A 25,692-nucleotide genomic window follows, 5' to 3' on the forward strand; every position below is an offset into this window, starting at 1 on the left:
GAAACCACGAGGGTTTATCGACAGATGGAACTGCCACCGAAAGTCACCGACCGCGCCTTTGCCCGGCTGGCCGAAATCGGCGCCGGCGATCAGGGGCAGGCCCTGCGCATCGCCGTCGAGGGCGGCGGATGCTCGGGATTCCAGTACGATATCAAGCTCGATCAGCCCGCCGATGACGACCTCGTGCTCGAGGGCCAGGGCCAGAAGGTCGTGGTCGACAGCATCTCGCTGCCCTTCCTCAACGGCGCGACCATCGACTTCGCCGAGGAAATCATCGGCGCCCGGTTCACCATCGAGAACCCCAACGCCAGCAGCTCCTGCGGCTGTGGCACGTCATTTGCCATGTAATCCAGATACTTGAAGGGCGCCCTCAAGGCGCCCTTCCCGCTTATTCCGCCGGCACCACCCGCGGCTCTTCCCGTCGTGGCCTTGTCTGGTCCCAGACCAGCCAGCTGCCCGCCGCGATCACGATCGCCGCCCCCACGAACACGCCTGCCCAGGGCACCTCGCCGAAGGCCACGAAGCCGATAGCGACCATCCACAGGAACTGCAGGTTCATCAGCGGCGTCACCACGTAGGCCGGCAGCATCCGCAGCGCCGCCACCAGCACCCAGCGCGCCCCGAACAGGAACACCGCGTAGGCCACCGCCCAGCCCAGGTCCGCCAGCCCCATCGGCTGGAACACGAAGGGCAGCGCACAGGCCATCACCGCCATCAGCGCCAGGTTCGGATAGAACACCTGCGACAGGATATTGTCGTCCCGCTGGCCGATATAACGCGAGGCCACCATCGACACCGTGCCCAGCAGCACCGCGGCCAGCGCCACCAGGTGCCCCAGCCCCACGCTGCTCAGCCCGCCGGGAAAGAGGCACATCACCCCCACCGTGCCCACCACCAGCGCCGCCCAGACCTGCGGCCGCACCGGCTCGCCCAGGACGGGCCCGGACATCAGCGCCGCCACCAGCGGGATAAGCGCGATGAAAAGGAACACCTCGGCAAAGGGCAACAGCCGGAACGCATAAAAGAACGCGATCGAGCCCAGCACCGTCGCCCCCGCCCGTATCGCCATCGCCTTCGGGCATTTCGTGCGCACCCCCCGCCACTGTCCGCCCTTCCGGTTCGACACCAGCGCCAGCAGCGCCACGATCCCCCCCGAAAGCGCGAACAATTGCGGCGCCGCATAGGAAGTGGCGAACAGCTTGGTGATCGCATCCGCCGTCGAAATCAGAAGCGTGTAAAGCGCGGTCAGCCCCACGCCAACAAGCAAGGCACTGCGCGCGACAGACCCGATCATGTCAAACCTCCCGGCCCGCCGGCCCTGGCGAACCCCTTGAAAAACGCCCCGAAATCGACGGCCTGCTCGGCGGCTGCCAGCACCGTGCGCGCCTCGTCCGACAGCCGGTCGCCCACCCGGTCGCGCATCTGGCCCCAGTCGGGGCTGCGCGCCTCGGTCATGTTGTACATGCAGTCCGACAGCTCCCGCAGCGGCCCGGAATTGGGCTCCGGCGCGGCGAACACCACGGCCCCCTCGGGCATCTCGTGGGCAAACCCGCCCCGGCCCGACAGGTCCATGAACCAGTTCACCATCAGCCATGTATGGTAATCATCCATTCCCCCCGGCCGGTCCGCGGGCATCACCTGGAACCGCATCATCTGGTCCGACAGCCACCGCTCCCACACCGGCGGCGGCGTCTTGCCGGCAAAGCGCAGCGCGATGCACACCTCCGACAGCAGGTCGATGTTCAGCTCCAGGAAGGCCAACGTGCCCGCGTAACACAGGCTGTCGATCATCTCCGGATCGGCGCAGGGCGACTTGCGGCCGTATTCCGAGAGGTAGAAAACGATATGGGTCAGCTCGTAAGCCGCCTTCTTGTTGGGCAGCGTGAAGGTCTCCGACCGCCGCGCAAAGGCCCGAAGCCGGTCGTCCAGCTCGGGGTCCGCGCCCACCGGGTCGACCCCGCGCCGCAGGCACAGCCGCCGCGCCTCGGCCCGCTGCAGGTCCGACAGTTCCGCCCCGGCCAGCCCCTGGCGGGCCACCCATTCGGCCAGCGCGGCGCCCTTGTTGCCGGGCATCCCGAGGTCTTCAAGGTCAAGGCAGATCGACAGGAAGAACCGGTAATACTGCGGAAAGAACCCGATCCGCTTCTCGATCTCCCCGTAAACTCCCGCATAGGCCTCCAGCGCCGCCTCACCCGGGCGGGCGTCGGCGGTCTCCAGCGCGTTCAGCAGCTCGGCATTCTCCTTAAGCCAGTAAACGTCTTCATGCGGCCGGCGCTCCCGCGCGACACGGTCGACAAGCGCTGCCTGCCGTGCCGCGCGCGTGCGCTGGCGAAACGGAACGTCGAGATGAAGTATGCTAGCCATCGTATTGATTTCCCAAAGCTTCGTCAGATATTCCGTTTCGGGTCCACCGGCTTACATGCTCGAGGTGAACATCTCGCAGCCATCGCCCTCTTCCGCGGTCACGGCACGGGGGCCCATCGAGGAGGTGAAGGCGCCGACGGCCTCGCCGGTCTCGGCGGCGCTGGCGGTCACGGGCGCCATGGACGAGGTGAACAGCTCGACCGCGTCACCGGTTTCCGCGCGGGCCGACGCCACCGGCGCCATGGACGAGGTGAAAAGACCGGTCGCATCGCCCGCGCCGGCCTCGGCCACGGTCAGCGGACCCATGGAAGAGGTGAACATCTCGACACCCTCGCCAAGCCCGGCATCGGCCCGGGCCACCGGGCCCATCGACGAGGTGAACGCGCCCACGGCCTCACCGTCGTGAAGGCTGGCGAAGCCGCGCGAATTGGAGGTTTCAACAGATTGATCAAACTTACGAATTGCAGACATTAGGTAACTCCCGTGTATGACGTTGCCGGGAGACGCTTGCACGTTAAACGGGTCTTGCCAATATAGATTTCCCTCATAGCGAGTTATCCACAGGCGGTTCCCAAACCCGCCAATCGGACAAATCTTTGAATTTCCGTCGGGTTTCTCGAGTCCTGAGTAAACTCAAAAAAAGTTATCCACAGGTCTGATTTTGAACACGTTTCAACTTATGGGTGTATCGCGCTCGGCGAATCAATCGAGCCCTCTCCCGGTCCCGCCAAGGGATTCCCTTGTCAGCCGGAACCGGCTGGGCGATAGAAGGGGCCAGTCAAGCGCGGAGGGCCCGATGAAAATCGCCAGTTTCAACATCAACGGCATCAAGGCGCGCGCGGCCGCCCTGACAGACTGGCTGGACGAGGCGCAGCCCGATGTCGCCCTCTTGCAGGAGATCAAGTCGGTCGACGAGAATTTCCCCCGCGAGATCTTCGAGGAGCGCGGCTACAACGTCGAAACCCACGGGCAGAAGAGCTTCAACGGCGTCGCCATCCTGTCGAAACTCCCGCTCGAGGATGTCACCATCGGACTGCCCGGCGACGACGGCGACGATCACGCCCGCTGGATCGAGGCGACCGTCATGGGCGAGCGCACCGCCGTCCGCGTCTGCGGGCTCTACCTGCCCAACGGCAACCCGGCGCCGGGGCCGAAATACGACTACAAGCTCGCCTGGATGGAGCGGCTGAAGGCCCGCGCCGAGGCGCTGATCGCCGCCGAGGAACCGGCACTCATGGCGGGCGATTACAACGTCATCCCCCAGGACGAGGACGCCAAGCGCCCCGAGGCCTGGGCCGAGGATGCCCTCGCCCTGCCGCAAACCCGCGCCGCCTTCCGCCGGGTGGTCAATCTCGGCTTCACCGAGGCCTTCCGCGCCCGCGTCCAGGGCCCCGGCCACTACACGTTCTGGGATTACCAGGCCGGCGCCTGGAACCGCGACGACGGCATCCGGATCGACCATTTCCTGCTGACCCCGCAGGCCGCCGACCTGATGACCGACTGCCAGATCGACAAGGACATCCGCGGCCGCGAAAAGCCCTCCGACCACGTACCCATCTGGGTGAACCTCGACGCGTAAGCCTACGGTTTATCTACAAAAACGCCGCCTCTCCCAAAACCACCCTGACCCGGGGCCTTTGAACGGAACCAGACCCCGGCTCAGAGCCGGGACGGCAGCGCAAGAGGTCCACACGCCCGGAACAAGGCCGAAGGCCGCCGGGCGAGCGGATATACCTTACCCGCCGCTCACCACGTCATGCTCGTAAATCCAGTCGAACTGGTGCAGCATCTTGCCCGGCGCGACCGTCCCGCCGACCCGCAAAGCCGCATGCGCCGCCCACCGCAGCGGCGGGAAAGACAAGTGATATTTCCACGCGTTCGAACTGGCCGCGTCCACCACCTTGCGCACACGCCCCTCCCGCCGCGCCTGGTAAGCGGCCAGCCGCGCCTCCAGAGCGCCCGGCCCCGCCAGCGCCTCGGCCAGAACCCAGGCATCCTCCAGCGCCATCGACGCCCCCTGCGCCATGAACGGCAGCGTCGGATGCGCCGCATCGCCCAGCAGAACCGTCCCTGCGCCGTGCCACGCCCGCGCCACCGGGTGCCGGAACAGCCCCCACAGGTGCACCGTCTCGACCCGGCCCAGCATCTCCTGCACCTCCGGCCCGAAATCGGCGAACGCCGCCTGCAGGGCCTCCGGATCGTCCCGCTGGCTCCAGCTTTCCTCCTGCCACTCGGCCCGCTCCTGCACCGCCACAAGGTTCAGCGCCGACCCGTCCCGCAACGGATAGCTCACCACGTGCCGGTGCGGGCCCATATGCACATGCACCTCCGTGCCGCGCCCGTCCACGTTCGGCACCACCGCGCGCCACGCCACCTGGCCGGTAAAGAACGGCGCCACGCTCCCGTTCAGCGCCTCCCGCACCACCGAGTGCAGCCCGTCGGCGCCGACCACGAGGTCCGCCTGCACGTCCACCCCCCGGGCCAGCGTCACGTCCGGCCGCGCGCCGGGGCTCACCCGCTCGGCATGCTGCAACAGCCGGATCTTCACCCCCGCCTCCCGCGCCCCCGCGGCCAGCACGTCGACCAGGTCGGCCCGGTGCACGAAATGGTAATCCCTGCTCCCCAGCCCACCCAGGTCGAGCCGCAACACCTCCCCGCCCCGGTAATCCTTCAGCCGCACCGCCCGGCCCTGCACCGACACGGCGCGCAGCGCGTCGCCCAGCCCCAGCGCCTCCAGCACCCGGAACCCGTTCGGGCTCACCTGCAGCCCGGCGCCCACCTCGCGGATCGCCTCGGCCTGCTCGAACACCGTCACCTCGGCGCCGCGCAGCGCAAGCGCCCGCGCCGCCGCTAGCCCGCCGATGCCGCCGCCCACCACGACGATCTTCATGCCATCCAGATGCATATGTCCGCCCCCTGACGAAAAACGCCGGAGCTTTCACCCCGGCGCCTTGATCTGTCTCAGGCCACGCCCGCGTCAGTCGTCGCGGTGAACCTTCTCGCGCCGCTCGTGGCGTTCCTGCGCCTCGAGGCTCATGGTCGCGATCGGGCGCGCATCCAGCCGCTTCAGGCTGATCGGCTCGCCGGTCACCTCGCAATAGCCGTACTCGCCGTCATCGATCCGCCGCAGCGCGGAATCGATCTTGGCCACCAGCTTGCGCTGCCGGTCGCGGGTGCGCAGTTCCAGCGCCCGGTCGGTTTCCTCGCTGGCGCGGTCGGCCACGTCGGGGATGGCGCGGGTGCTGTCCTGCAGCCCCTCGATCGTGTCGCGGCTGTCCTCGAGCAGGTCGGATCTCCAGTGAATCAGCTTGCGGCGGAAATACTCAAGCTGGCGTTCGTTCATGAACGGTTCATCTTCGGCGGGACTGTAGTCCTCGGGAAGAAAGACCTCGGCTTTCATTTCAACTCCCTCATCAAAGCCAGTGTCTGGCATGGTATTCTCCTCAGACATTTGGCAAGCCCGTGGCCTCGCACTTACACTTCCGCCCCGGGAATGTCACTACACAAATACGCGCCATTGCGGTGTTTTCTGCGCCGCAGTACGGTGCAACGCGACCGTCCGGGGAAAGATGCAAAAAGGATAGACATTTCATGAAGTTCGAGGGCACCGAATCCTACGTCGCCACCGAGGACCTGACCGTCGCGGTGAACGCCGCCGTCACGCTCGAGCGTCCGCTGCTGGTCAAGGGCGAACCCGGCACCGGGAAAACCGAGCTGGCCCGCCAGGTGGCCCAGGCGCTGGGGGTCGAGATGCTCGAATGGAACATCAAGTCGACCACCAAGGCCCAGCAGGGGCTCTACGAATACGACGCCGTCAGCCGCCTGCGCGACAGCCAGCTGGGCGACGAACGGGTGCACGACGTTAAGAATTACATCCGCAAGGGCAAGCTCTGGCAGGCCTTCGAGGCCGACAGCAAGCTGGTCCTCCTGATCGACGAGATCGACAAGGCCGATATCGAGTTTCCGAACGACCTCCTGCAGGAACTCGACAAGATGGAGTTCCACGTCTACGAGACCGGCGAGACGATCCGTGCGAAACACCGGCCCATCGTCATCATCACGTCGAACAACGAGAAAGAGCTGCCCGACGCCTTCCTGCGCCGCTGCTTCTTCCACTACATCCGCTTCCCCGATGTCGAGACGATGAAGCAGATCGTCGAGGTGCATCACCCCGGCATCAAGGAACAGCTCCTGACCACCGCCCTCACCCAGTTCTACGAGATCCGCGACCAGGGCGGGCTCAAGAAGAAACCCTCGACCTCCGAGGTGCTGGACTGGCTCAAGCTGATCCTGGCCGAGGACCTGACGGCAGAAGACCTGCGCCGCGACGGGGCCGACGCCCTGCCCAAGCTGCACGGCGCGCTGCTGAAGAACGAGCAGGACGTGCACCTCTTCGAACGGCTCGCCTTCATGGCGCGACGGCAACGCTGAACCGGCCATCCGCCCCGGCGGCAGGAAAGCCCTTCCCCGGCCCGGCAAAGCGTGTAGGCTTGGCCGGGCAGAGACCCTCCCCCTTGCGGGACACCTGACAGAAAGCCCCCGAGCCCGTGCCAGTCGACACCCCCAGTTCGCACCGCAACCGCCGCCCGAAAGCGGCAGGGCGACCGGGCCTTGCCGCAACAGTGCGCACCGGGGCAGATGGAAACAATATCGCGCTTTTCAAAGGATTGTTTCGCCGTTTGACCGCCCGGCCCGGCCGCCCTTGCGCGAATCGCCCCGGTCCCGCCGCGCCTGGCGCCCTGCTGCGCCGCGCCCTGCTGCCCCTCTGCCTGGCAATCGGCGCCTGCACCGCCGCCCCGCAGGAGGACGTCCCCTCCCGCGCCGCCACGCCCGAGGCGTCGAACCTGCCGCCGATGAAGGCCTTCTCCGTCGCCCATCCCGAGCCGCCGGCCCGGTCGAACCGCGACATCTACCGCGACTTCCTCGAACTCAGCTTCCAGCTCGAATCCGGTCGCCAGCTCGACCGTTTCTCGCGCTTCGAGGGGCCGATCTCGATCCGGGTGGCGGGCAAGCCCCCGCCCAGCCTCATGCCCGACCTCAACCGCCTGGTCAGCCGCCTGCGCACCGAGGCCGGCATCGACATCGGCCGCGTGCCCGGCCGCGGCGGCCATGCCAGCATCACGATCGAGGCCGTCAGCCGCGCCGACATCCGGCAATTCCTGCCGAAAGCCGCCTGTTTCGTCGTGCCTAACGTCTCCAGCCTGCAGGAATACCGCAGCGCCCGCCATTCCCGCCAGACCAACTGGAGCGACCTTGTCGAACGCGACCGCATCGCCATCTTCGTGCCCGGCGACAGCTCCCCGCAGGAGGTGCGCGACTGCCTGCACGAGGAACTGGCCCAGGCCCTCGGCCCCTTGAACGACCTTTACCGCCTGCCCGACAGCGTGTTCAACGACGACAACGTGCACGCGGTGCTGACCGGCTTCGACATGCTGATCCTGCGCGCCTACTACGCGCCGGAACTGCAATCGGGCATGACCCGCCAGCAGGTCGCCTCGCGCCTGCCCGCCATCCTCACCCGTCTCAACCCGCGCGGCGACGGCATCGCGCCCCGCGCGCTCGGGCCCACGCCGCGCCCGTGGGTCCGCGCCATCCAGACGGCGCTCGGCCCCGGCGCCACCTCCAACCAGCGCCACCGCGCGGCGCTCGAGGCCCTGTCGATCGCCCGTGCGCAGGGCTGGAACGACCATCGCCTCGCCTTCAGCCATTTCGCCCTCGGCCGCCTGACCCAGATGTCCGAGCCCGATTTCGCCCTCGCCCAGTTCCAGGCCGCCGAGGCGATCTACCGCGCCACGCCGGGCACCGACCTGCACCGCGCCTACTCGGCCTCGCAGCTTGCGGCCTACGCCATCAGCCAGGGCCGCAGCGCCGAGGCGCTGCGCCTCATCGCCCCCCACATGGGCATCGCCGAGCGGCACGAGAACGCGGCGCTGCTCGCCACCCTGATGATGCTCCAGGCCGAGGCGCTCGACCTCGCCGGCCGCACCGACGAGGCCCGCGCCGTGCGTCTGGACAGTATCGGCTGGGCACGGTACGGGTTCGGGGCAGACTGGGCGGTGCGCGCCAAGATGAGCGAAATCTCCGCGCTCAGCCCGCGGACGGAAACGAACGGGTAACCTGACCATGCTCCTTGCCTTGATAGGCCTCGTCATCGGGGCGCTCCTCGGCGCCCTCGTCGCACGCCGCCGCAAGGGCTCGAAGACCGACATGCTGCAATACGCGGCGGTCTTCGCCATCCTCTTCGCGCTCGCCGGCCTCTTCGTCACCATCTTCCTCGTCCGGGCGTCGGGCTGAGGGGGCGGCAATGTTCCTTCCCTTCTTCGAGAACCTGCGCAAATCCGGCCTGCCGGTGTCGCTGCGCGAATACCTGACCTTCCTCGAAGCGATGTCGGCGAACCTCGTCACCTACGACATCGAGGGCTTCTACTACCTCGCCCGCGCCGCCATGGTGAAGGACGAGCGCCTGATCGACCGCTTCGACCAGGCCTTCGCCGCCAGCTTCGAAGGCCTCGAACAGATCAGCGCCGAGCAAGTGCTCGACGCCGTCGACCTGCCGCAGGAATGGCTGGAAAAGATGGCCGAGAAACACCTCAGCGCCGAGGAAAAGGCTGAGATCGAGGCGCTTGGCGGCTTCGACAAGCTGATGGAAACCCTGAAAGAGCGCCTCAAGGAACAGGAAGGCCGCCACCAGGGCGGCAACAAGTGGATCGGCACCGCCGGCACCTCCCCCTTCGGCGCCTATGGCTACAACCCCGAGGGCGTGCGCATCGGCCAGAAGGAAAGCCGCCACCAGCGCGCGGTCAAGGTCTGGGACAAGCGCGAATTCCGCAATTTCGACGATTCCGTCGAGATCGGCACCCGCAACATCAAGGTCGCCCTGAAACGCCTGCGCAACTGGGCCCGCGAGGGCGCGGCGGACGAGCTTGACCTCAACGGCACCATCCGCGCCACCGCCGAGCACGGCTATCTCGACGTCAAGATGCGCCCCGAACGCCACAACGCCGTCAAGGTCCTGCTCTTCCTCGACGTCGGCGGCAGCATGGACCCCCATATCAAGGTGGTCGAGGAACTCTTCTCCGCCGCAAGGACCGAGTTCAAGCACCTCGAATACTACTACTTCCACAACTGCCTCTACGAAGGCGTCTGGCGCGACAACCGCCGCCGCTGGGATGCGCAAACCCCCACCGACGAGATCCTGCGCACCTACGGCGCCGACTACAAATGCATCTTCGTGGGCGACGCCTCCATGTCGCCCTACGAGATCGCCTACCCCGGCGGCGCCAACGAGCACTGGAACGCCGAGGCCGGGCAGGTCTGGCTCCAGCGCGCCCGGGAACACTGGCCCCAGCACCTCTGGATCAACCCCGTGCCCGAAAAATACTGGCCCCACACCCAGTCCATCCAGATGATCCGCGAGATCTTCGAAGACCGCATGGTCCCGATGACCCTTGCGGGGATCGAACAGGGCATGAAGGAACTGGGGCGCTGAATGGCGACCGCTGGGGGCGCTGCCCCCAGACCCCCGGGATATTTCCGGCCAGAAGAAGGGCGGGAGTGCGCCCAGTCTGCATCTCCCAGTAGACAAATCGCCCCGACCGTGAGACAGCCACCCCATGACCGCGCGCAAGATCATCATCGACACCGACCCGGGGCAGGACGACGCCGTCGCCATCCTTCTGGCACTGGCCAGCCCGGACGAGATCGAGCTGCTGGGCCTCACCTGCGTCGCCGGCAACGTGCCGCTCGAGCTCACCGCGCGCAACGCCCGCATGATCTGCGAACTGGCCGGGCGCACCGATATTCCCGTCTTCGCCGGCTGCGACCGCCCCCTCGGCCGCGACCTCGTCACCGCCGAGCATGTCCACGGCAAGACCGGCCTCGACGGCCCCGACCTGCCCGAGCCCGCCATGCCGCTGGCCGACACCCACGCCGTCGACTTCCTCGTCGACACCCTGCGCGGCGAACCCGCGGGCAGCGTCACCCTCGTGCCCATCGGCCCGCTCACCAACATCGCCGCCGCCTTCAAGGCCGCCCCGGACATCGTTGAAAAGGTTCAGGAAATCGTCCTCATGGGCGGCGCCTATTTCGAGGTCGGCAACATCACTCCGGCGGCCGAGTTCAACATCTACGTCGACCCCGACGCCGCCCATATCGTCTTCCGCGCCGGCGCGCCCATCACCGTCATGCCGCTCGACGTCACCCACAAGGCGCTCGTCACCAAGCGCCGCAACGACGCCTTCCGCGCCCTCGGCACGCCGGTCGGCGTCGCCGTGGCCGAGATGACCGATTTCTTCGAACGCTTCGACAAGGAGAAATACGGCTCCGCCGGCGCCCCCCTGCACGACCCCTGCACCGTGGCCTACCTGCTGAACCCCGACCTCTTCACCGGCCGCCACATCAATGTCGAGATCGAAACCACCTCGCCGCTCACCATGGGCATGACCGTCGCCGACTGGTGGCGCGTCACCCGCCGCCCCCCCAACGCGCTCTTCATCGGCGACCTCGACGCCGATGGCTTCTTCGACCTGCTGACGGAAAGGCTGGCCCGGCTGTGACCGCTCTCACCATCGCCAAGACAGACGACCTCGACCGGATCATGCGCCTCGTCGCCGATTACCACGGCGAGGAAGGCATCGACCAATCCGAAGACACCCGCCGCGCCGCCATCCTGCCACTCCTCGAAGGCTCGCCCCACGGCGTTATTTACCTGATGGGCCCCGCCCGCGCGCCGATCGGCTATGTCGTCGTCTGCTTCGGCTGGTCGATCGAGTTCGGCGGCATGGACGGCTTCGTCGACGAGATCTACGTCCGCCCCGCCGTGCGCGGCCGCGGCATCGGCACCGAAGTGCTCCACACGCTCCCCAAGGCGCTCGCCAAGGCCGGCATGAAGGCCATTCACCTCGAAGTGGGCAACGAGAACCCCCGCGCCCGCAAGCTCTACGAGAAACTCGGCTTCCGCGCCCGCGAGGGCTACGGCATGATGACCCGCGAGCTGTAACCGCCCCCTAGCCATTCGCGGCGGAACACTTATCTTTCGTCCATGACCCTGACGATTCCGTTCGACAACTCCTACGCCCGCCTGCCCGCGCGCTTCTACAGCCGGCTGAACCCCATGCCGGTGAAGACGCCGCAGCTCATCCGCTTCAACCACGCGCTGGCGGCCGAGCTGGGCATCACCCCCGGCACGGATCAGGAGATCGCGCTCGCCTTCTCCGGCAACACGCCGCCCGAGGGCGCCGACCCGCTGGCGCAGGCCTATGCCGGGCACCAGTTCGGCGGCTTCTCGCCCCAGCTGGGCGACGGCCGCGCCAACCTGCTGGGCGAGACGGTGGCGAACGGCAAACGCTACGACATCCAGCTCAAGGGCTCCGGCCCCACCCCCTATTCCCGCATGGGCGACGGCCGCAACTGGATGGGCCCCGTCCTGCGCGAATACGTCGTGTCCGAGGCGATGCACGCCCTCGGCGTCCCCACCACCCGTGCGCTGGCCGCCGTGGCCACCGGCGAACGCGTCTATCGCGAGAACGGCGGCATGCCCGGCGCCGTGCTGACCCGCGTCGCCGCCAGCCATATCCGCGTGGGCACCTTCCAGTTCTTCGCCGCCCGCCGCGACACCGAGGGGCTGCAGGCCCTCTTCGAGCACACGGTCGAGCGCCACTACCCCGGCGTCGAGACCCCCACCGACCTGCTGAACGCCGCCATCGCCCGGCAGGCGTCGCTCATCGCGCACTGGATGTCCGTGGGCTTCATCCACGGCGTCATGAACACCGACAACACCACCCTCTCGGGCGAGACCATCGACTATGGCCCCTGCGCCTTCATGGACACCTACCACCCCGACACCGTCTATTCCTCGATCGACGCGCATGGCCGCTACGCCTATTCGAACCAGCCCAACGTCATCGTCTGGAACATGGCACAACTGGCCACCGCCCTCGTGCCGCTCATGCCCGATCAGGACGAGGCGATAGACGTCTTCACCAAGGCCGTTCACGCCATGCCCGACCAGATACAGGCCGCATGGCTGGCCCGGTTCCGCGCCAAGCTGGGTCTGGCCACCGAGGACGCGGGCGACGAGGAGCTGATCACCGGCCTCCTCCGTGCGATGGCCGAGAACCGCGCCGATTTCACCAACACCTTCCGCGCGCTGGCCACGGGGAAGGCCCGCGACCAGTTCCTCGATCCGAAAGCCTTCGACGAGTGGGAACCCCTCTGGCAGAAACGGCTCGAGGCCGAGAAGGGCGCAGAGGCCCGGATGCTTTCCGCCAACCCGGCTTTCATCCCCCGCAACCACCGCGTCGAACAGATGATCCAGGCCGCAATCCAGGGCGATTTCGCCCCGTTCGAGCGCCTGCTCGGCGTGCTGGCCAACCCGTTCGACGACCAGCCCGACGCCGCCGACCTCACCCGCCCGCCGGGGCCGTCGGAGGTCGTCCACCAGACGTTCTGCGGCACCTGACCCGTTGCGCGCGCCCCAACATCTCGCGCCACACCCCACCGAACGCCACATCAACACATGCGCTTACCGCCCGGAATACCGACGTGATACCGACGTGATACCGACGCGATACCGACACCGGTTTCCCTGCAAAATATGGCCGTTAACCTGAGTCGCGCCGAATCCCTGCCGACAGGGCCCCGCCTACTTCCGGCGCAGCCGCCGGAAATACCTCGGGTTGCTCCGCACGAACTCGTCGATCAGCACCGCCAGCCCGCCCCGCGCCTGCCCCTTGAGGTATCCGAACCCCGTCGCCGCCCCGATGAACGCCCCCACCGCGTCGACGATCAGGTCGCCCATCGTGTCCATCAGCCCCGATTTCTGCATGTTGAACCCGAACGCCTGGTCCATGAAGAACTCGAAGATTTCCCAGGTTGTCCCGATGGTTATGGCAAAACAGAAGGCAAAGAACGCCACCGCGATCGGCGGCGCGGCATAGCGGTCGCCCTGGAACATCATGAAGACCAGCACGAAGCCGATCAGCCCGAACCCCACGGCCGACGCGCCGTGCATCACCATGTCCCACCACCAGAAACGTTCATAGAAATCATAGACTTCGCCAAGAAACAGCGTGGCACCCACGAAGATCACCAGCGCCGCGATGAAGCTGGGCGGCACGTGCACATCCGTCCACTTCGCCACCACCACCGGCGCATAGGACAGGGCCAGCGTCCCCAGCGCCACGAAGGCCAGCTCCAGCCGCCCCTCCACCAGCGCGAACAGCACCACACCGGCCAGCGCCAGCCAGATTGCCCGTGCCAGCCATGTCTGATCTGCGAACACCGGTGATGTCTCTTTCTTTCAGAAGTACTATCTGAAGGATATGAATGGTCAAAGCTTCCGGATTGCAACCTACAACCTGCAGAAATGCGTGGGCCTCGACATGCGTCGCCGCCCCGATCGCAGCCTGTCGGTCATCGCCGCGCTCGAGGCCGATCTCGTTGTTCTGCAAGAGGCCGACAAGCGTCTGCCCCCCCGGCCCGCCGCCCTGCCCCACGACATGGCCGAGCAGGATGGCTGGCGCATCCTGCCCTTCGGCGCCCCCGGCGGCTCGCTCGGGTGGCACGGCAACACCATGCTCGCCCGTCCCGGCGTAACCCTTTGCGATACATGGCATTTAGAGCTTCCGGGGCTCGAGCCGCGCGGCGCCATCATGGCCGAGATCGACACCCCGATCGGCCCCCTGCGGGTCATCGGCGTGCATCTCGGGCTGGTCCGCCGCTACCGTCTCCTGCAACTGGCCGCGATCCAGCGCCGGCTCCGCCGCCTGCCGCCGATGCCCACGGTCCTGGCCGGCGATTTCAACGAATGGGGCAGCGCCGCGGCCCTCGCCGCCGCCGTCGATGACAAGCGCTTCGCCCCTACGCCCCCCAGCTACCCGGCCCCCCGCCCCGTGGCCCGGCTCGACCGCATCGCCACCTGCGACGCGCTCGTCGCCCGGGCCACCGGCACCTACGCCGCCAAGCCCGCCCACATCGCCTCCGATCACCTGCCGGTCTGGGCCGACCTCGAACGCGCGCCGCGCTAGACATCTGGCGCGCCCCGGGGCACCGTGATAGGCGCTGGCCCGCCGACCCGACATTGATGGACGCTTTTCATGACCATTCTCCAGATCACCTCGCTTCTCATCGTGCTGGCCGGCGTCTTCGGGGCCATCAACTACCTGTTTTTAAAGCTCCCTTCGGCCATCGGCATCCTTGTCGTGGCGCTGCTGGCCTCCTTCGGCGTGCTGCTGACCGACGTGATCTGGCCCCAGCTCATCATCGCCGAAACCGCCCGCGACCTGATCACCTCGATCGACTTTTCCGACGCCCTGCTCGAAGGCATGCTGGGCCTCCTGCTCTTTGCCGGCGCCCTTCACGTCAAGCTGGCAGACCTGCGCGCGGAATGGCGGGCGGTCTTCCTCATGGCCACCATGGGCGTGGCGCTCTCGACCATCGTCATCGGCACCGGCTTTCATTGGCTGACCGGCATGCCGCTGATCGTCGCGCTGGTGTTCGGCGCGCTGATCTCGCCCACCGACCCGGTCGCCGTCCTGGGCGTCCTGCGCGAGGCGAACCTGCGCAAGTCCCTGGAAACAAAGATCGCCGGCGAATCCCTCTTCAATGACGGGGTGGGCTACGTGGTCTTCCTCGTGCTGGTGGGCCTCGCCTTTCCCGGCGACGACCACCACGCCAGCGGGCTTCAGGGCGCCGCCCTTCTCTTCGTGCAGGAAGCCCTCGGCGGCGCCGTCCTCGGCCTTGTCCTCGGCTGGCTCACCTTCCGCGTGATGCGCCTGATCGACGACTATTCGCTCGAGGTCCTGCTCACCCTCGGCCTCGCCTTCGGCGGCTACGAACTGGCCGTCTTCCTCCACGTCTCGGCCCCCATCATGGCGGTCTGCGCCGGTCTCCTGATCGGCGAAGTCGGCGCCAAGCACGGCATGAGCGAGGAAACCCGCGACTATGTCGACGCCTTCTGGAAACTGGTCGACGAGATCCTCAACGCCGTCCTCTTCCTGATGATCGGGTTCGAGGTCTTCGCCGTGGCCTTCGAGGTCGATTTCCTGCTCGCCGGCGTCCTCTCCATCGGTCTTGCGCTGCTGGGCCGGCTGGCCGCCGTGGCGGTGCCCGTGCTCATCCTGCGCCCCTTCCGCACCTTCTCCCCCGGCGTCGTGCCGATCATGACATGGGGCGGGCTCAAAGGCGGCATCTCGGTCGCGCTGGCGCTCTCGCTGCCCGACAATGAATGGAAACCCCTGATCCTGACGGCCACCTATATCGTCGTGATCTTCTCGATCATCGTGCAGGGGCTGACCGTCAGCAAACTGGCCAACCGCGTCGGCCGCGAGCCCGACCTGGTCTGAGGAGGCCGCCCATGACCGCCTATGTCGTCTACGACGTCTTCACCGACACCCGCTTCGGCGGCAATCAACTGGCCGTCTTTCCCGACGCCACCGACCTGCCCGAGACCGACCTGCAGGCCATCGCGGCCGAGTTCAACTTTTCCGAGGTCACCCTCGTCTATCCGCCCGAAGACCCGGCCCACACCGCCCGCGTCCGCATCTTCACGCCCACGATGGAGATCCCCTTCGCCGGCCACCCGGTGATCGGCACCGCCATCGCGCTCTCCGATGCGGGCCACGGGCCGGAGATGATGCTGGAACTGGGCGTCGGCCCCCTGTCCTGTAGGGTCGAAAACGGCACCGCCGCCTTCACCACCGAGGCGACGCTGGAGGTGCTGGCCACGCCCGACCCCGCCCTCGTCGCCCGCGCCCTCGGCCTGCAACCCTCTGATATCGCCGCCGAAACCCATCCGCCCACCATGGCCACCCTCGGCCTGCCATTCACCATCACCCAGCTTGCCAGCCGCGCCGCCCTCTCCGCCTGCCAGACCGATATCGCGGCTTTCCGCGAAGGCGCCAAAACCCATCCCGGCGGGCTCGATTTCGCGCAATTCGCGTATGTCCGCGAGGGCGACACCGTGCATGCCCGCATGTTCGCCCCGCTCGACAACATCCCCGAGGACCCGGCCACCGGCAGCGCCTGCGCCACCCTTGCGGCTCTCCTCGCCAAGGCCCTGGGAAAAGACCTCTCCCTTATCGTCCACCAGGGGGAGGATATGGGCCGACCCAGCCGCATCGCCCTGCAAACCGACCGCACCCGCGTCACCGTGTCGGGCGCGGCCGTGAAAGTCATGGAAGGCCGCCTCCTCTGACCCGCCGATAAAATCTGGCCAACACGCCGCGAACCGGCTATCCAACGGGCCCACGAGTCGCAAAAGATCGAGCCGATGACCGAGACCATCACCGAGCGTTGCGAGGCCAAGGGCCTGCGGATGACCGGCCAGCGCCGCACAATTGCCGGCGTGCTGGAAGACTCCGACGATCACCCCGATGTGGAAGAGCTCTACGCCCGCGCCTCGGGCCGCGATCCGAACATCTCCATCGCCACGGTCTACCGGACCGTGAAGCTGTTCGAGGAAGCCGGTATTCTCGAAAAGGTCGAATTCGGCGACGGCCGCGCCCGCTATGAAGACGCCGAGCGCGACCACCACGACCACCTGATCGACCTGCAATCCGGCGAGGTCATCGAGTTCGTCGATGCCGAGATCGAGGCGCTTCAGGAAAGGATCGCCAACAAGCTCGGTTACAAGCTCAAGGGCCACAAGCTCGAACTGTACGGCGTGCCGCTCAAGAAGTCCTGAGCCGTCTGGCCCTTCACATTCGCGCGCCGTAGGGTGGGTTCCAACCCACCGTCCAACCCCGATCACATCCTCCGAACAACCCCTTCCGACGCGCCAACGCCCGGCCCTCACGCCCGGTGTTGCTGCTGACGCCAATGGTCACTATAGGCGGTTTCGTGCGGCATCCCGCCGCAGCGAGGGAAAGGCACCCCATGCAGAACGTCCACGGCATCCTGCTCGTGATCGCCGCCATGGCCGGCTTCACCATCGAGGACACGCTGATCAAGCGGATGTCGCAGGACATTCCCGTAGGCCAGATCCTGATAATCCTCGGGCTCGCCAGCACCGTGATCTTCGCCCTCGTCGCCCGCGCCCGGGGTCACGATATCTTCGCCCGCGCGGCGTGGCGGCCCATGTTCCTCTGGCGTGCCCTGGCCGAGGCGACGGCCTCGATGGCCTTCGTCACGTCGCTCTCGCTGGTCGATATCTCGGTCGTCGCGGCCGTCTTCCAGGCCACGCCGCTCGTCATCACCATGGGCGCCGCGCTCTTCCTCGGCGAAGACGTCGGCTGGCGGAGGTGGAGCGCCATCGGCCTTGGTTTCGTGGGCGTGCTGATGATCATCCGCCCCGGCGTCGCCGGATTCGAGCCGGCCGCGCTGATCGTCCTCATCTCGGTCTGCGCCATCGCCGCGCGTGACCTGATCACACGCCGCATCGACGCCAACGTCTCCTCCTTCGTGATCTCCTTCCAGGGCTTTGGCGTCGCGATCCCCGCGGGCTTCCTGTTGCTGGCCCTCTCCGGCGACGGGCCGACGGCCATGTCCGCCGCCCACGGCGCCATGATGCTCGGGGCGGTCGTCGTCGGCGCGCTCTCCTATTACGGCATCGTGCAGGCCATGCGCCTTGGCGAGGCCGCAGCCGTTACACCCTTCCGATACACTCGCCTGCTCTTCTCGCTCTTCGTCGGCGTCACCGTCTTCGGCGAACACCCCGACACCATGACATTGGCGGGCGCCGCCCTGATCATCTGCACCGGCCTCTATACCTTCCTGCGCGAACAGCGCCTCGCCCGCCGCCAGCGCCGGGACCTGGCGGGAAACCCCAACATGTAGTTAGCGCTAACAACGCCTGGTTGCATTCGACGCAAAACTTGGTATGGGACAGCCAACCATTTCAGCCTTCCGAGGGACAAAGACATGAGCACCATCATCGACATTCACGCCCGCGAGATTCTCGACAGCCGGGGCAACCCCACGATCGAGGTCGACGTCGTCCTCGAAGACGGCACCATGGGCCGCGCGGCGGTGCCCTCGGGCGCCTCGACCGGCGCGCACGAGGCCGTCGAAAAGCGCGACGGCGACAAGGGCCGCTACCTCGGCAAGGGCGTGCTCGAGGCCGCGGCTTCGGTCAACGGCGAGATCGCCGACCTGCTGCTCGGCTTCGACGCCACCGAACAGGTCTCGGTCGACGCCGCGATGATCGAGCTTGACGGCACCCCCAACAAGGCCCGGCTCGGCGCCAACGCCATCCTCGGCGTCTCGCTCGCCGTCGCCAAGGCGGCCGCCGATTTCACCACCCAGCCGCTCTTCCGCTATGTCGGCGGCACCTCCGCCCGCGTCCTGCCGGTGCCGATGATGAACATCATCAACGGCGGGGAACATGCCGACAACCCGATCGACATCCAGGAATTCATGATCATGCCGGTCGCCGCCAGCGACATCCGCGAGGCCGTGCGCATGGGCGCCGAGGTGTTCCACACGCTGAAGAAGGAACTCTCCGCCGCCGGCCTTTCCACCGGCATCGGCGACGAGGGCGGCTTCGCCCCCAACCTCTCCTCGACCCGCGAGGCGCTCGACTTCATCCTGAAATCCATCGAGAAGGCCGGCTACAAGCCGGGCGAGGACATCTACCTCGCCCTCGACTGTGCCGCGACCGAGTATTTCAAGGACGGCAAGTACGAGCTCAAGGGCGAAGGCCTCTCGCTCACCTCCGAGGAAAACGCCGACTACCTCAAGGCGCTCGTCGGCGACTACCCGATCATCTCGATCGAGGACGGCATGAGCGAGGATGACTGGGACGGCTGGAAAGCCCTGACCGACATGATCGGCGACAAGGTCCAGCTCGTGGGCGACGACCTCTTCGTCACCAACCCCGTGCGCCTGGCCCAGGGCATCGAGAAGGGCGCGGCCAACTCCATGCTGGTCAAGGTCAACCAGATCGGCACCCTGACCGAGACCCTGAAAGCCGTCGACATGGCCCACCGCGCGCGCATGACCAACGTCATGTCCCACCGCTCGGGCGAGACCGAGGACGCCACCATCGCCGACCTCGCCGTCGCCACCAATTGCGGGCAGATCAAGACCGGCTCGCTGGCGCGCTCCGACCGGCTGGCCAAGTACAACCAGCTCATCCGGATCGAGGAAGCCCTGGGCGACAGCGCCGAATACGCCGGCCGCTCGATCCTTCGCGGCTGAGGCGCCTAGCCGCTCCGCCCTTCCCGCCGCGCCTTTTGCTGGCGCGGCGGCGTCAGCTTCATCTCCGGCAGTTTCAACCGCGCCTCCGGCCCGCTCCACGCATAGGCCAGCAGGCAGGGTTCCTGCTCTCCGGTGGTGATCCGGTGCTCGTCCCCCGCCCGGTTCAGGATCAGCGAGCCCGGCGCATAGACCGCCGCGTCGTTCTCCGACCACGCCCCCGCGATCGAGACATAGCTTTCCTCGATCTCGTGATGGCTGTGCTGCGGATAGGTCGTGTTCGGCGCGAACAGCACGAACCCGATGATCAGCCGGCCGGTCCGCACCGGCCCGTTCGGCCCCATCACCTCGCAATAGGCGTATTTGCGCGCCAGCGCGGGCGAAACCTTCTCGTAGCCATATTCCCATGTCAGCTGGCCCGAGACCCGCGACAACGCCCTTGCCAGCCCCTGCATCGCCCCGCGTTCGCCGATATCGAGCGCCCGGCCCAGGTGCGCGGTGACGGGTTTCGCCTCCGGTGCCCGCACCGCCATTTCCGGGTTCGCCTCCAGCACCGCAGACACCGCCTCGCGCACCCGCTTGCGGTGGCTGCGGATCGACCGGCTCCCCCCGGCAGAGCCCTGCCGGTACAGCACTTCGAACTCGCGGATCAGGTAATACCAGTCCGGGCAATCCTTTAGCCGCGGCCCGGTGGTCGCACCCTCGCCCGGCGGTGTCCCTGCCTTCGGTTCATCCTGCTGATCGGTCGCCATGCCTACGCCCTTCGTCCCCATGCCATTCCCAACTAAGCCCGCGGGACCAGGGTTGCAAAGGGGGCGACCGGCCTCGGAGCGCCCCGACAGCCCCCCCTGCACCGCCAATGCCCGCGGCTTGGGCGGATAACGCCCTTTCGCGCCGAAGGAAACGGCGAAACTAACCTTTCAGGAACTTTCGCCGCGCCTCCTCGGCAATCGACTGGCGCATCGTCAGCTGCGCCAGTTCCGCCATCGCCACCTGTCGGGCCTCGGGGTCGGTGATGTCGTTCATTCGCGCCTTGTGCGCGGCGATCCGTTTCTTCAGCGTGATTTCCTCCGGAACGACCCCGGCCTCTGCCATCATCCGAAAGGCCGCGGCCTCCCCAGCATCGAGATACGCCTCGCCGCTGCGATCGGGCAGCGGTTCTCCCTCGCCATCCAGCCCCTGAAGACGGCCCTCGGCGCGCGCCTTGAGGATCTGCCGCTCGATGATTCGTGCAAGCCATGACATGCCATCATTTTACCGCGGAACGGTCTGCCACTGAAGCACGCGGCGGCGTTGTATTCCGGCAATGGCCTCTCGGCACGGTATCCCGCTTTCCCCTTTCCCACCTCCGCCGCAGCCGATACCCTGCGCCCATGACAGCAGACGACATCATCCGCCAGCTCGACCTTCAGCCCCACCCCGAAGGCGGCCACTACCGCGAGACATGGGTGGCCGACAACGACGGCCGCGCCACCGGCACCTGCATCTATTTCCTGCTCAAGGGCGGCGAGGTGAACCGCTGGCACCGGGTCGACGCCACCGAGATCTGGCATTTCTACGCGGGCGACCCGCTCCTCCTGCGGCTTTCCGCCACCGATTCCGGACCGGCCGAACGCCACCTGCTCGGCCCCGACCTCACCGCCGCGCAACGGCCGCAGGTGATCATCCCGCCCCATCACTGGCAGCGCGCCGAATGCACCGGGGCCTACACGCTGGTCGGCTGCACCGTGTCACCGGGCTTCCGGTTCGAGGGATTTACCCTTGCAGACGACGGGTTCGACATTCCCGACACCGCCTGACGCCGCGTGTGCAAAAGTTTTTTTCGCAACCCGATCAATGCCTTGACGGATATTCGTTAAAAACATCAGAAAAAGTAGACGCTGGCTGAAACTTTTCCAGACCACGCACGTGGTTTTTCACTGAACTCAGCCAGACGGCGTGGATGCCGTGGGGTCTTTTCCCGACTCCCGTACACCCACGGTGCTGCATCACGGCGTTGCCCGCAGCATTTCCCCACCGCGCCCAAGGCCGAGTTTGTCGGGGCCCGCCCTTTGCCCCGACAGACAGGACCGGCGCTGCGTATGAGTGTGAGCGTTTTCTTCGCCTTCGGGCAAGATCGGCGTCGGTTCTGGTCCGGGGTGCCAGCGTGCATCCCGGACACACGCCGCCGGATCGCGGTTACGAGTTGTGCTATTGATCCCGGTTACGAGGTGATACGAGCAGTCCAGTCGCGGCACCGGCCCGGAAAGCGGAAACGCTCTCCGGGCCTCTTTCATTCCACCGCGCCGCGCACGAAATCCACGAGCTGCCGGGTCGAGCCATCCTTGTCGGCCCCGTCACGCTCGCCCGACAGGATCGGCGCCATTTCCTTGGCCAGCACCTTGCCCAGCTCCACGCCCCACTGGTCATAGGAGTTGATCCCCAGGATCACCCCCTCGACGAACACCCGGTGCTCGTAAAGCGCCACGATCTGGCCCAGCCGGCGCGGCGTCAGCCGGTCATAGATCAGCGTGGTCGACGGCCGGTTGCCCGGGAACACCCGGTGCGCCGCCTGCCGCTCCAGCTCCTCGCCCTGGAACCCGGCCTCCTCCATCAGCGCGCGCGCCGCCTCGAGCGACCGTCCCCGCATCAGCGCCTCCGACTGCGCAAGGCAATTGGCCACCAGCAGGTGGTGATGATGCGCCAGCTCCGGCTCGTGGCCCTTCGCCGCCACCATGAACTCGCAAGGAACAACCTGCGTGCCCTGGTGAATGAGCTGGTAGAACGCATGCTGCCCGTTCGTGCCCGGCTCGCCCCAGACGACCGGGCCGCTCTGCACCTCCAGCGCGTCGCCCTCCATCGTCACCCGCTTGCCGTTGCTCTCCATCTCGAGCTGCTGGAAATACGCCGGCAGCCGCGACAGCCGCTGGTCATAGGGCAGCACCGCGCGCGTCGGGAACCCGCAGGCATGGCTGTGCCACAACCCCGTCAGCGCCAGCATGACGGGCATGTTCTCCTCTGCCGGGGCTTCCCGGAAATGCCCGTCCATCGCCTCTCCGCCCCGAAGGAAGGCGCGGAAACCTTGCGATCCGATGGCCAGCATCAGCGGCAGCCCGATGGGCCCCCACATGGAATAGCGCCCGCCGACCCAATCCTCGAAGCCGAAAACCCGCTCGGGCGCGATGCCGAAGGCGGCGGTCTTGTCCTCGGCGGTCGAGACGGCGGCGAACTGCGCGGCGGGGTCGTCGACCGCCTTCGCCATCCATGCCCGCGCGGTTTCGGCATTGGTCATCGTCTCGATCGTGGTGAACGTCTTCGACGCCACGATCACCAGCGTCGTCCTCGGGTCGAGCCCGGCCAGGCAATCGGCGATATCCGCCCCGTCCACGTTCGACACGAAATGACAGCGCGGCCCGTCGTGATAGGGCGACAGCGCCCGCGTCGCCATCTCCGGGCCAAGGTGAGAGCCGCCGATCCCGATATTGACCACGTCGGTGATCGGTCCGCCCGCGCCCCGGAACCCGCCGCCGCGCACCTCTTCGGCGAACACCTCCATCCGCGCCAGCGTGTCCAGCACGTCCGGCATCACGTCGCGGCCGTCCACCTCGACCGGCCCGCCGCCCAGGTTGCGCAGCGCCGTGTGCAGGACGGCCCGCCCCTCGGTCTCGTTGATCGCCTCGCCCGCGAACATCGCGTCGCGCCGGTCCTCGACATGGTGCGAGCGCAGGATCGACAGCAACAGCGCCCGCGCCTCGCGGCTCATCGCGGTCTTGGAATAGTCGAACAGCATCCCGTCGAACCGCACCGAGAAATCCGCCGCCCGGCCCTCCTCGGACAAAAGCTCGGATATCCGCGCGCCTGTATCGGCTTTCAGGGCCTCCCACATGCCATCAACTCCTGCCTGTACATTTCACCGTTCCAGAAATACTCCGGGGGAGATGTTGAAATCCCACGGGATTTCAACGTCGGGGGCAGCGCCCCCCCGCCGCGCTCACGGCGCCCAGTGCACCGTCGCCTCTTCCAGCACCGCCGCCACCGGCGCCTTCGCCCATTCCAGCGATCTTGCCCGGTCGAGCGCCGCCTTCTTCGCCTGTCCGGTGATCACCACGTGCAGCGCCAGCGCGTCGCGCAGCACCCGCGCGGAAAGCGTCACCCGCGGCTCCGGCACGTCCGGCGCCCGCATCGGCACCAGCACCGGCGCGTAACGGTCCAGCGCCTTTTCAAGGTTGTCCGCCCCGGGAAACAACGACGCGGTGTGCATGTCGGTCCCCATGCCCAGCAGGCACACGTTGATCGGCAGCGCCGGGCTGATCCCGTCCTCCAGCTCCTCCAGTACCGGCTCCGGCGTCTCGGATTTCCGGTAGAGCGGAATGAAATTCGCCTTCGCCGCCCGCCCCGTCAGCAGGCGTTCGCGAATGAGCCGGCTGTTCGAGCGCACATGCACCTCCGGCAGCCAGCGCTCGTCGCTGGGCAGCACGTCGACCCGGGCCCAGTCGAGATCGGCATCGCAGAGACTGTCGAAAACCGGCCCCGGCGTGGTCCCGCCCGGCACCACGAACAGCACCCGGTCCTTGTGCTCCAGCGCCGCGGTCAGCTCTCCGGCCATGTTGTTGGCCAGGTGCACGGCCATCAGCTCGTCATCGGGGTAGTCCACGAAATTCATGCCTTGATCTCCCGCCAGCGGCGCCCGTCCCGGTGCATCAACATCAGCGCGTCATCGGGCCCGGAACTTCCGGTGGAATAGGGCAGCGGATCCTCGCCGCGCTCCTCCCATCCGGCGATGATGCCGTCGGTCCAGGCCCAGGCCGCCTCGACCTCGTCGCCGCGCATGAACAGGGTTTGGTTGCCGCGGATCACGTCCATGATCAGCCGCTCGTAGGCGTCCGGGAAATCCGCCTCCTCCGGGCCCAGCGCCTCGGCGAAGGTCATGTCGAGCGGCACGTCGACCAGCCGCATGCCCCCCGGCCCCGGCTCCTTGATGGTCACGCCCAGCTCGATCCCCTCGTTAGGCTGCAGCTTGATGGTCAGGATGTTGCGGTGCCGCCCGGCCTCGTCGCCGAAGATCGAATGCGGCGCATCCTTGAAAACCACGGCGATCTCGCTCGCCCGCTCCTTCAGCCGCTTGCCCGTGCGCAGGTAGAAGGGCGTGCCGGCCCAGCGCCAGTTGCTCACCCGGGCGCGCAGCGCCACGAAGCTCTCGGTGGTGCTGTCGCGGTTTCCGACCTGGTTGCGATAGCTCGGCCGCCCGTCCGCGCCGTCATACTGCCCGCGCACCACGTCCTGCGGCGGCACCGGGTCGAGCGCCCGGATCACCTTCAGCTTCTCGTCGCGCACCGCGTCGGGGTTGAACTTCGCCGGTGGCTCCATCGCGATCAGGCACAGTAGCTGCATCAGGTGGTTCTGCAGCATGTCCCGCATGGCGCCCGAGCGGTCGTAATAGTCGCCCCGCCCGCCGACGCCCACCTCCTCGGCCACGGTGATCTGGATGTGGTCCACGTACTGGCTGTTCCACAGCGGCTCGAACAGCATGTTGCCGAACCGGATCGCCATCAGGTTCTGCACCGTCTCCTTGCCCAGGTAATGGTCGATCCGGTAGATCTGGCTTTCGTCGAAATGCTCCGCCAGCACGCGGTTGAGGTCCTTTGCCGTGGCAAGGTCGCGCCCGAACGGCTTTTCCACAACGATCCGCGTCTGCCCGTCGGCCAGCCCGTGCTGGTGCAGCCGCTCGGCCAGCGGGCCGAAAAGCCGCGGCGCGACCGAGAAATAGAACGCCCTGATCCGGTCCGACCGGATGATCCCGGCAAGCTCCTCCCAGCCGTCGTCGCCCATGGCATCGACCACCACGTAATGCAGCATCTGCAGGAACGCCTCGAGGTTGCCGCGGTTCGCGCCCGCCCCCTCGTCCGAGGCCACGATCGCGTCCGAGGCGAACTGCCGATAGCCCTCGGTATCCATCTCGCCACGGGCGGCACCGATGATGCGCACGTCGCCCTCGATCTGGCCCGCACAGTAACGCCGGAAGAGCCCCGGCAGGATCTTCCGCCGCGCGAGATCCCCCGTGCCGCCGAAAATCACCAGGTCGAAGGGATCCACCGGAATGACTCGCGAAACCATCAGACCTCTCCTGTCCCGCCGCAGTACCGATTTGCCGCGCGGCGTTCACCGGGACTTTATGCCCGTATCACAAAGCCGTCACCAGCCCGGTCATGACTTTTC

General features: G+C 67.1%; 27 protein-coding genes. 16 read left to right on the forward strand and 11 right to left on the reverse strand.

Going from position 1 to position 25,692, the window contains the following annotated elements; translation table 11 throughout:
* The first annotated feature begins 24 nt into the window (after positions 1 to 24).
* Positions 25 to 348 carry an iron-sulfur cluster assembly accessory protein gene (locus QUV18_RS20170; RefSeq protein ID WP_064258676.1) on the forward strand — a complete coding sequence of 108 codons (324 nt, stop codon included), beginning with the start codon at positions 25 to 27 and terminating at the stop codon, positions 346 to 348.
* Between the two features lie 40 nt (positions 349 to 388).
* On the opposite strand, the gene QUV18_RS20175 is transcribed toward QUV18_RS20170, so the two are convergent.
* The 3 genes from QUV18_RS20175 to QUV18_RS20185 are packed head-to-tail and all read right to left on the reverse strand — an operon-like array spanning position 389 to position 2,835.
* Positions 389 to 1,294, reverse strand: coding sequence for a DMT family transporter (locus tag QUV18_RS20175; protein WP_300895896.1), 906 nt, complete (start codon positions 1,292 to 1,294; stop codon positions 389 to 391).
* Entirely contained in the window at positions 1,291 to 2,364 is a 1,074-nt protein-coding gene (locus tag QUV18_RS20180; RefSeq protein WP_300895897.1) for a hypothetical protein, read from the reverse strand. The genes QUV18_RS20175 and QUV18_RS20180 overlap by 4 nt, the downstream gene beginning before the upstream one ends.
* Positions 2,365 to 2,415: 51 nt before the next feature.
* Positions 2,416 to 2,835, reverse strand: a complete 420-nt coding sequence (locus QUV18_RS20185; protein ID WP_300895898.1) for a DUF6749 domain-containing protein — start codon at positions 2,833 to 2,835, stop codon at positions 2,416 to 2,418.
* Between the two features lie 325 nt (positions 2,836 to 3,160).
* Between QUV18_RS20185 and xth the strand changes: the two genes are divergently transcribed.
* Positions 3,161 to 3,943: an exodeoxyribonuclease III gene (xth, locus tag QUV18_RS20190; protein ID WP_300895899.1), complete on the forward strand. Its 783-nt coding sequence runs from the start codon at positions 3,161 to 3,163 to the stop codon at positions 3,941 to 3,943.
* Positions 3,944 to 4,099: 156 nt separating this feature from the next.
* Here xth and QUV18_RS20195 read toward each other — a convergent pair whose 3' ends face one another.
* Together QUV18_RS20195 and dksA are read right to left on the reverse strand one after the other, a co-directional pair.
* Positions 4,100 to 5,269 carry an FAD-dependent monooxygenase gene (locus QUV18_RS20195; RefSeq protein ID WP_300895900.1) on the reverse strand — a complete coding sequence of 390 codons (1,170 nt, stop codon included), beginning with the start codon at positions 5,267 to 5,269 and terminating at the stop codon, positions 4,100 to 4,102.
* A 72-nt stretch (positions 5,270 to 5,341) separates the two neighbouring features.
* A complete protein-coding gene (gene dksA, locus QUV18_RS20200) occupies positions 5,342 to 5,764 on the reverse strand; it encodes an RNA polymerase-binding protein DksA (RefSeq protein ID WP_300895901.1) in 423 nt (140 codons plus the stop codon).
* 191 nt (positions 5,765 to 5,955) lie between these two features.
* Between dksA and QUV18_RS20205 the strand changes: the two genes are divergently transcribed.
* The 7 genes from QUV18_RS20205 to QUV18_RS20235 all read left to right on the forward strand — a co-directional run bounded on the left by QUV18_RS20205 (position 5,956) and on the right by QUV18_RS20235 (position 12,823).
* Complete coding sequence (locus QUV18_RS20205; protein WP_300895902.1) at positions 5,956 to 6,795, forward strand: MoxR family ATPase; 840 nt, start codon at positions 5,956 to 5,958, stop codon at positions 6,793 to 6,795.
* Positions 6,796 to 7,106: 311 nt separating this feature from the next.
* Positions 7,107 to 8,480 (forward strand): DUF2927 domain-containing protein, encoded by a 1,374-nt coding sequence (locus QUV18_RS20210; RefSeq protein WP_300896035.1) that lies wholly within the window; start codon positions 7,107 to 7,109, stop codon positions 8,478 to 8,480.
* A 7-nt stretch (positions 8,481 to 8,487) separates the two neighbouring features.
* A complete protein-coding gene (locus tag QUV18_RS20215; protein WP_300895903.1) occupies positions 8,488 to 8,658 on the forward strand; it encodes a hypothetical protein in 171 nt (56 codons plus the stop codon).
* 10 nt (positions 8,659 to 8,668) lie between these two features.
* Positions 8,669 to 9,853, forward strand: coding sequence for a VWA domain-containing protein (locus QUV18_RS20220; RefSeq protein ID WP_300895904.1), 1,185 nt, complete (start codon positions 8,669 to 8,671; stop codon positions 9,851 to 9,853).
* Between the two features lie 124 nt (positions 9,854 to 9,977).
* Positions 9,978 to 10,919 carry a nucleoside hydrolase gene (locus QUV18_RS20225; protein WP_300895905.1) on the forward strand — a complete coding sequence of 314 codons (942 nt, stop codon included), beginning with the start codon at positions 9,978 to 9,980 and terminating at the stop codon, positions 10,917 to 10,919.
* Positions 10,916 to 11,362, forward strand: a complete 447-nt coding sequence (locus QUV18_RS20230; RefSeq protein WP_300895906.1) for a GNAT family N-acetyltransferase — start codon at positions 10,916 to 10,918, stop codon at positions 11,360 to 11,362. Before QUV18_RS20225 ends, QUV18_RS20230 begins: the two co-directional genes overlap by 4 nt.
* Positions 11,363 to 11,404: 42 nt before the next feature.
* Positions 11,405 to 12,823: a protein adenylyltransferase SelO gene (locus QUV18_RS20235; protein ID WP_300895907.1), complete on the forward strand. Its 1,419-nt coding sequence runs from the start codon at positions 11,405 to 11,407 to the stop codon at positions 12,821 to 12,823.
* Between the two features lie 183 nt (positions 12,824 to 13,006).
* Here QUV18_RS20235 and QUV18_RS20240 read toward each other — a convergent pair whose 3' ends face one another.
* Complete coding sequence (locus QUV18_RS20240) at positions 13,007 to 13,645, reverse strand: hypothetical protein (protein ID WP_300895908.1); 639 nt, start codon at positions 13,643 to 13,645, stop codon at positions 13,007 to 13,009.
* A gap of 40 nt (positions 13,646 to 13,685) precedes the next feature.
* Here QUV18_RS20240 and QUV18_RS20245 point away from each other — a divergent pair, with 40 nt between their 5' ends.
* The 6 genes from QUV18_RS20245 to eno all read left to right on the forward strand — a co-directional run bounded on the left by QUV18_RS20245 (position 13,686) and on the right by eno (position 19,500).
* The gene (locus QUV18_RS20245) at positions 13,686 to 14,390 is read left to right on the forward strand and encodes an endonuclease/exonuclease/phosphatase family protein (protein WP_300895909.1); all 705 of its coding nucleotides are present in this window, start codon (positions 13,686 to 13,688) and stop codon (positions 14,388 to 14,390) included.
* A 69-nt stretch (positions 14,391 to 14,459) separates the two neighbouring features.
* A complete protein-coding gene (locus tag QUV18_RS20250; protein ID WP_300895910.1) occupies positions 14,460 to 15,707 on the forward strand; it encodes a sodium:proton antiporter in 1,248 nt (415 codons plus the stop codon).
* Between the two features lie 11 nt (positions 15,708 to 15,718).
* The gene (locus tag QUV18_RS20255; protein WP_300895912.1) at positions 15,719 to 16,558 is read left to right on the forward strand and encodes a PhzF family phenazine biosynthesis protein; all 840 of its coding nucleotides are present in this window, start codon (positions 15,719 to 15,721) and stop codon (positions 16,556 to 16,558) included.
* Between the two features lie 75 nt (positions 16,559 to 16,633).
* On the forward strand, positions 16,634 to 17,047 hold the full coding sequence (locus QUV18_RS20260; protein WP_057815945.1) for a Fur family transcriptional regulator: 414 nt from the start codon (positions 16,634 to 16,636) through the stop codon (positions 17,045 to 17,047).
* A gap of 191 nt (positions 17,048 to 17,238) precedes the next feature.
* Positions 17,239 to 18,138 (forward strand): DMT family transporter, encoded by a 900-nt coding sequence (locus QUV18_RS20265; RefSeq protein ID WP_300895915.1) that lies wholly within the window; start codon positions 17,239 to 17,241, stop codon positions 18,136 to 18,138.
* Between the two features lie 84 nt (positions 18,139 to 18,222).
* The gene (eno, locus tag QUV18_RS20270; RefSeq protein WP_300895916.1) at positions 18,223 to 19,500 is read left to right on the forward strand and encodes a phosphopyruvate hydratase; all 1,278 of its coding nucleotides are present in this window, start codon (positions 18,223 to 18,225) and stop codon (positions 19,498 to 19,500) included.
* Between the two features lie 5 nt (positions 19,501 to 19,505).
* Here the strand turns inward: eno and QUV18_RS20275 are convergent, their stop codons facing one another.
* Together QUV18_RS20275 and QUV18_RS20280 are read right to left on the reverse strand one after the other, a co-directional pair.
* The gene (locus tag QUV18_RS20275; protein WP_300895917.1) at positions 19,506 to 20,249 is read right to left on the reverse strand and encodes a dimethylsulfonioproprionate lyase family protein; all 744 of its coding nucleotides are present in this window, start codon (positions 20,247 to 20,249) and stop codon (positions 19,506 to 19,508) included.
* Between the two features lie 160 nt (positions 20,250 to 20,409).
* Positions 20,410 to 20,742, reverse strand: coding sequence for a DUF1992 domain-containing protein (locus QUV18_RS20280; protein ID WP_300895918.1), 333 nt, complete (start codon positions 20,740 to 20,742; stop codon positions 20,410 to 20,412).
* A gap of 128 nt (positions 20,743 to 20,870) precedes the next feature.
* Here QUV18_RS20280 and QUV18_RS20285 point away from each other — a divergent pair, with 128 nt between their 5' ends.
* Complete coding sequence (locus QUV18_RS20285) at positions 20,871 to 21,296, forward strand: cupin domain-containing protein (protein WP_300895919.1); 426 nt, start codon at positions 20,871 to 20,873, stop codon at positions 21,294 to 21,296.
* Positions 21,297 to 21,769: 473 nt separating this feature from the next.
* Here the strand turns inward: QUV18_RS20285 and pgi are convergent, their stop codons facing one another.
* The 3 genes from pgi to zwf all read right to left on the reverse strand — a co-directional run bounded on the left by pgi (position 21,770) and on the right by zwf (position 25,590).
* Positions 21,770 to 23,362 (reverse strand): glucose-6-phosphate isomerase, encoded by a 1,593-nt coding sequence (gene pgi / locus QUV18_RS20290; protein WP_300895920.1) that lies wholly within the window; start codon positions 23,360 to 23,362, stop codon positions 21,770 to 21,772.
* A gap of 105 nt (positions 23,363 to 23,467) precedes the next feature.
* The gene (gene pgl, locus QUV18_RS20295) at positions 23,468 to 24,139 is read right to left on the reverse strand and encodes a 6-phosphogluconolactonase (RefSeq protein ID WP_300895921.1); all 672 of its coding nucleotides are present in this window, start codon (positions 24,137 to 24,139) and stop codon (positions 23,468 to 23,470) included.
* Positions 24,136 to 25,590 (reverse strand): glucose-6-phosphate dehydrogenase, encoded by a 1,455-nt coding sequence (zwf, locus tag QUV18_RS20300; RefSeq protein WP_300895923.1) that lies wholly within the window; start codon positions 25,588 to 25,590, stop codon positions 24,136 to 24,138. The genes pgl and zwf overlap by 4 nt, the downstream gene beginning before the upstream one ends.
* Positions 25,591 to 25,692: the final 102 nt, after the last annotated feature.

This window comes from Roseovarius sp. (assembly GCF_030373445.1).
Taxonomy (GTDB): Bacteria; Pseudomonadota; Alphaproteobacteria; order Rhodobacterales; family Rhodobacteraceae; genus Roseovarius.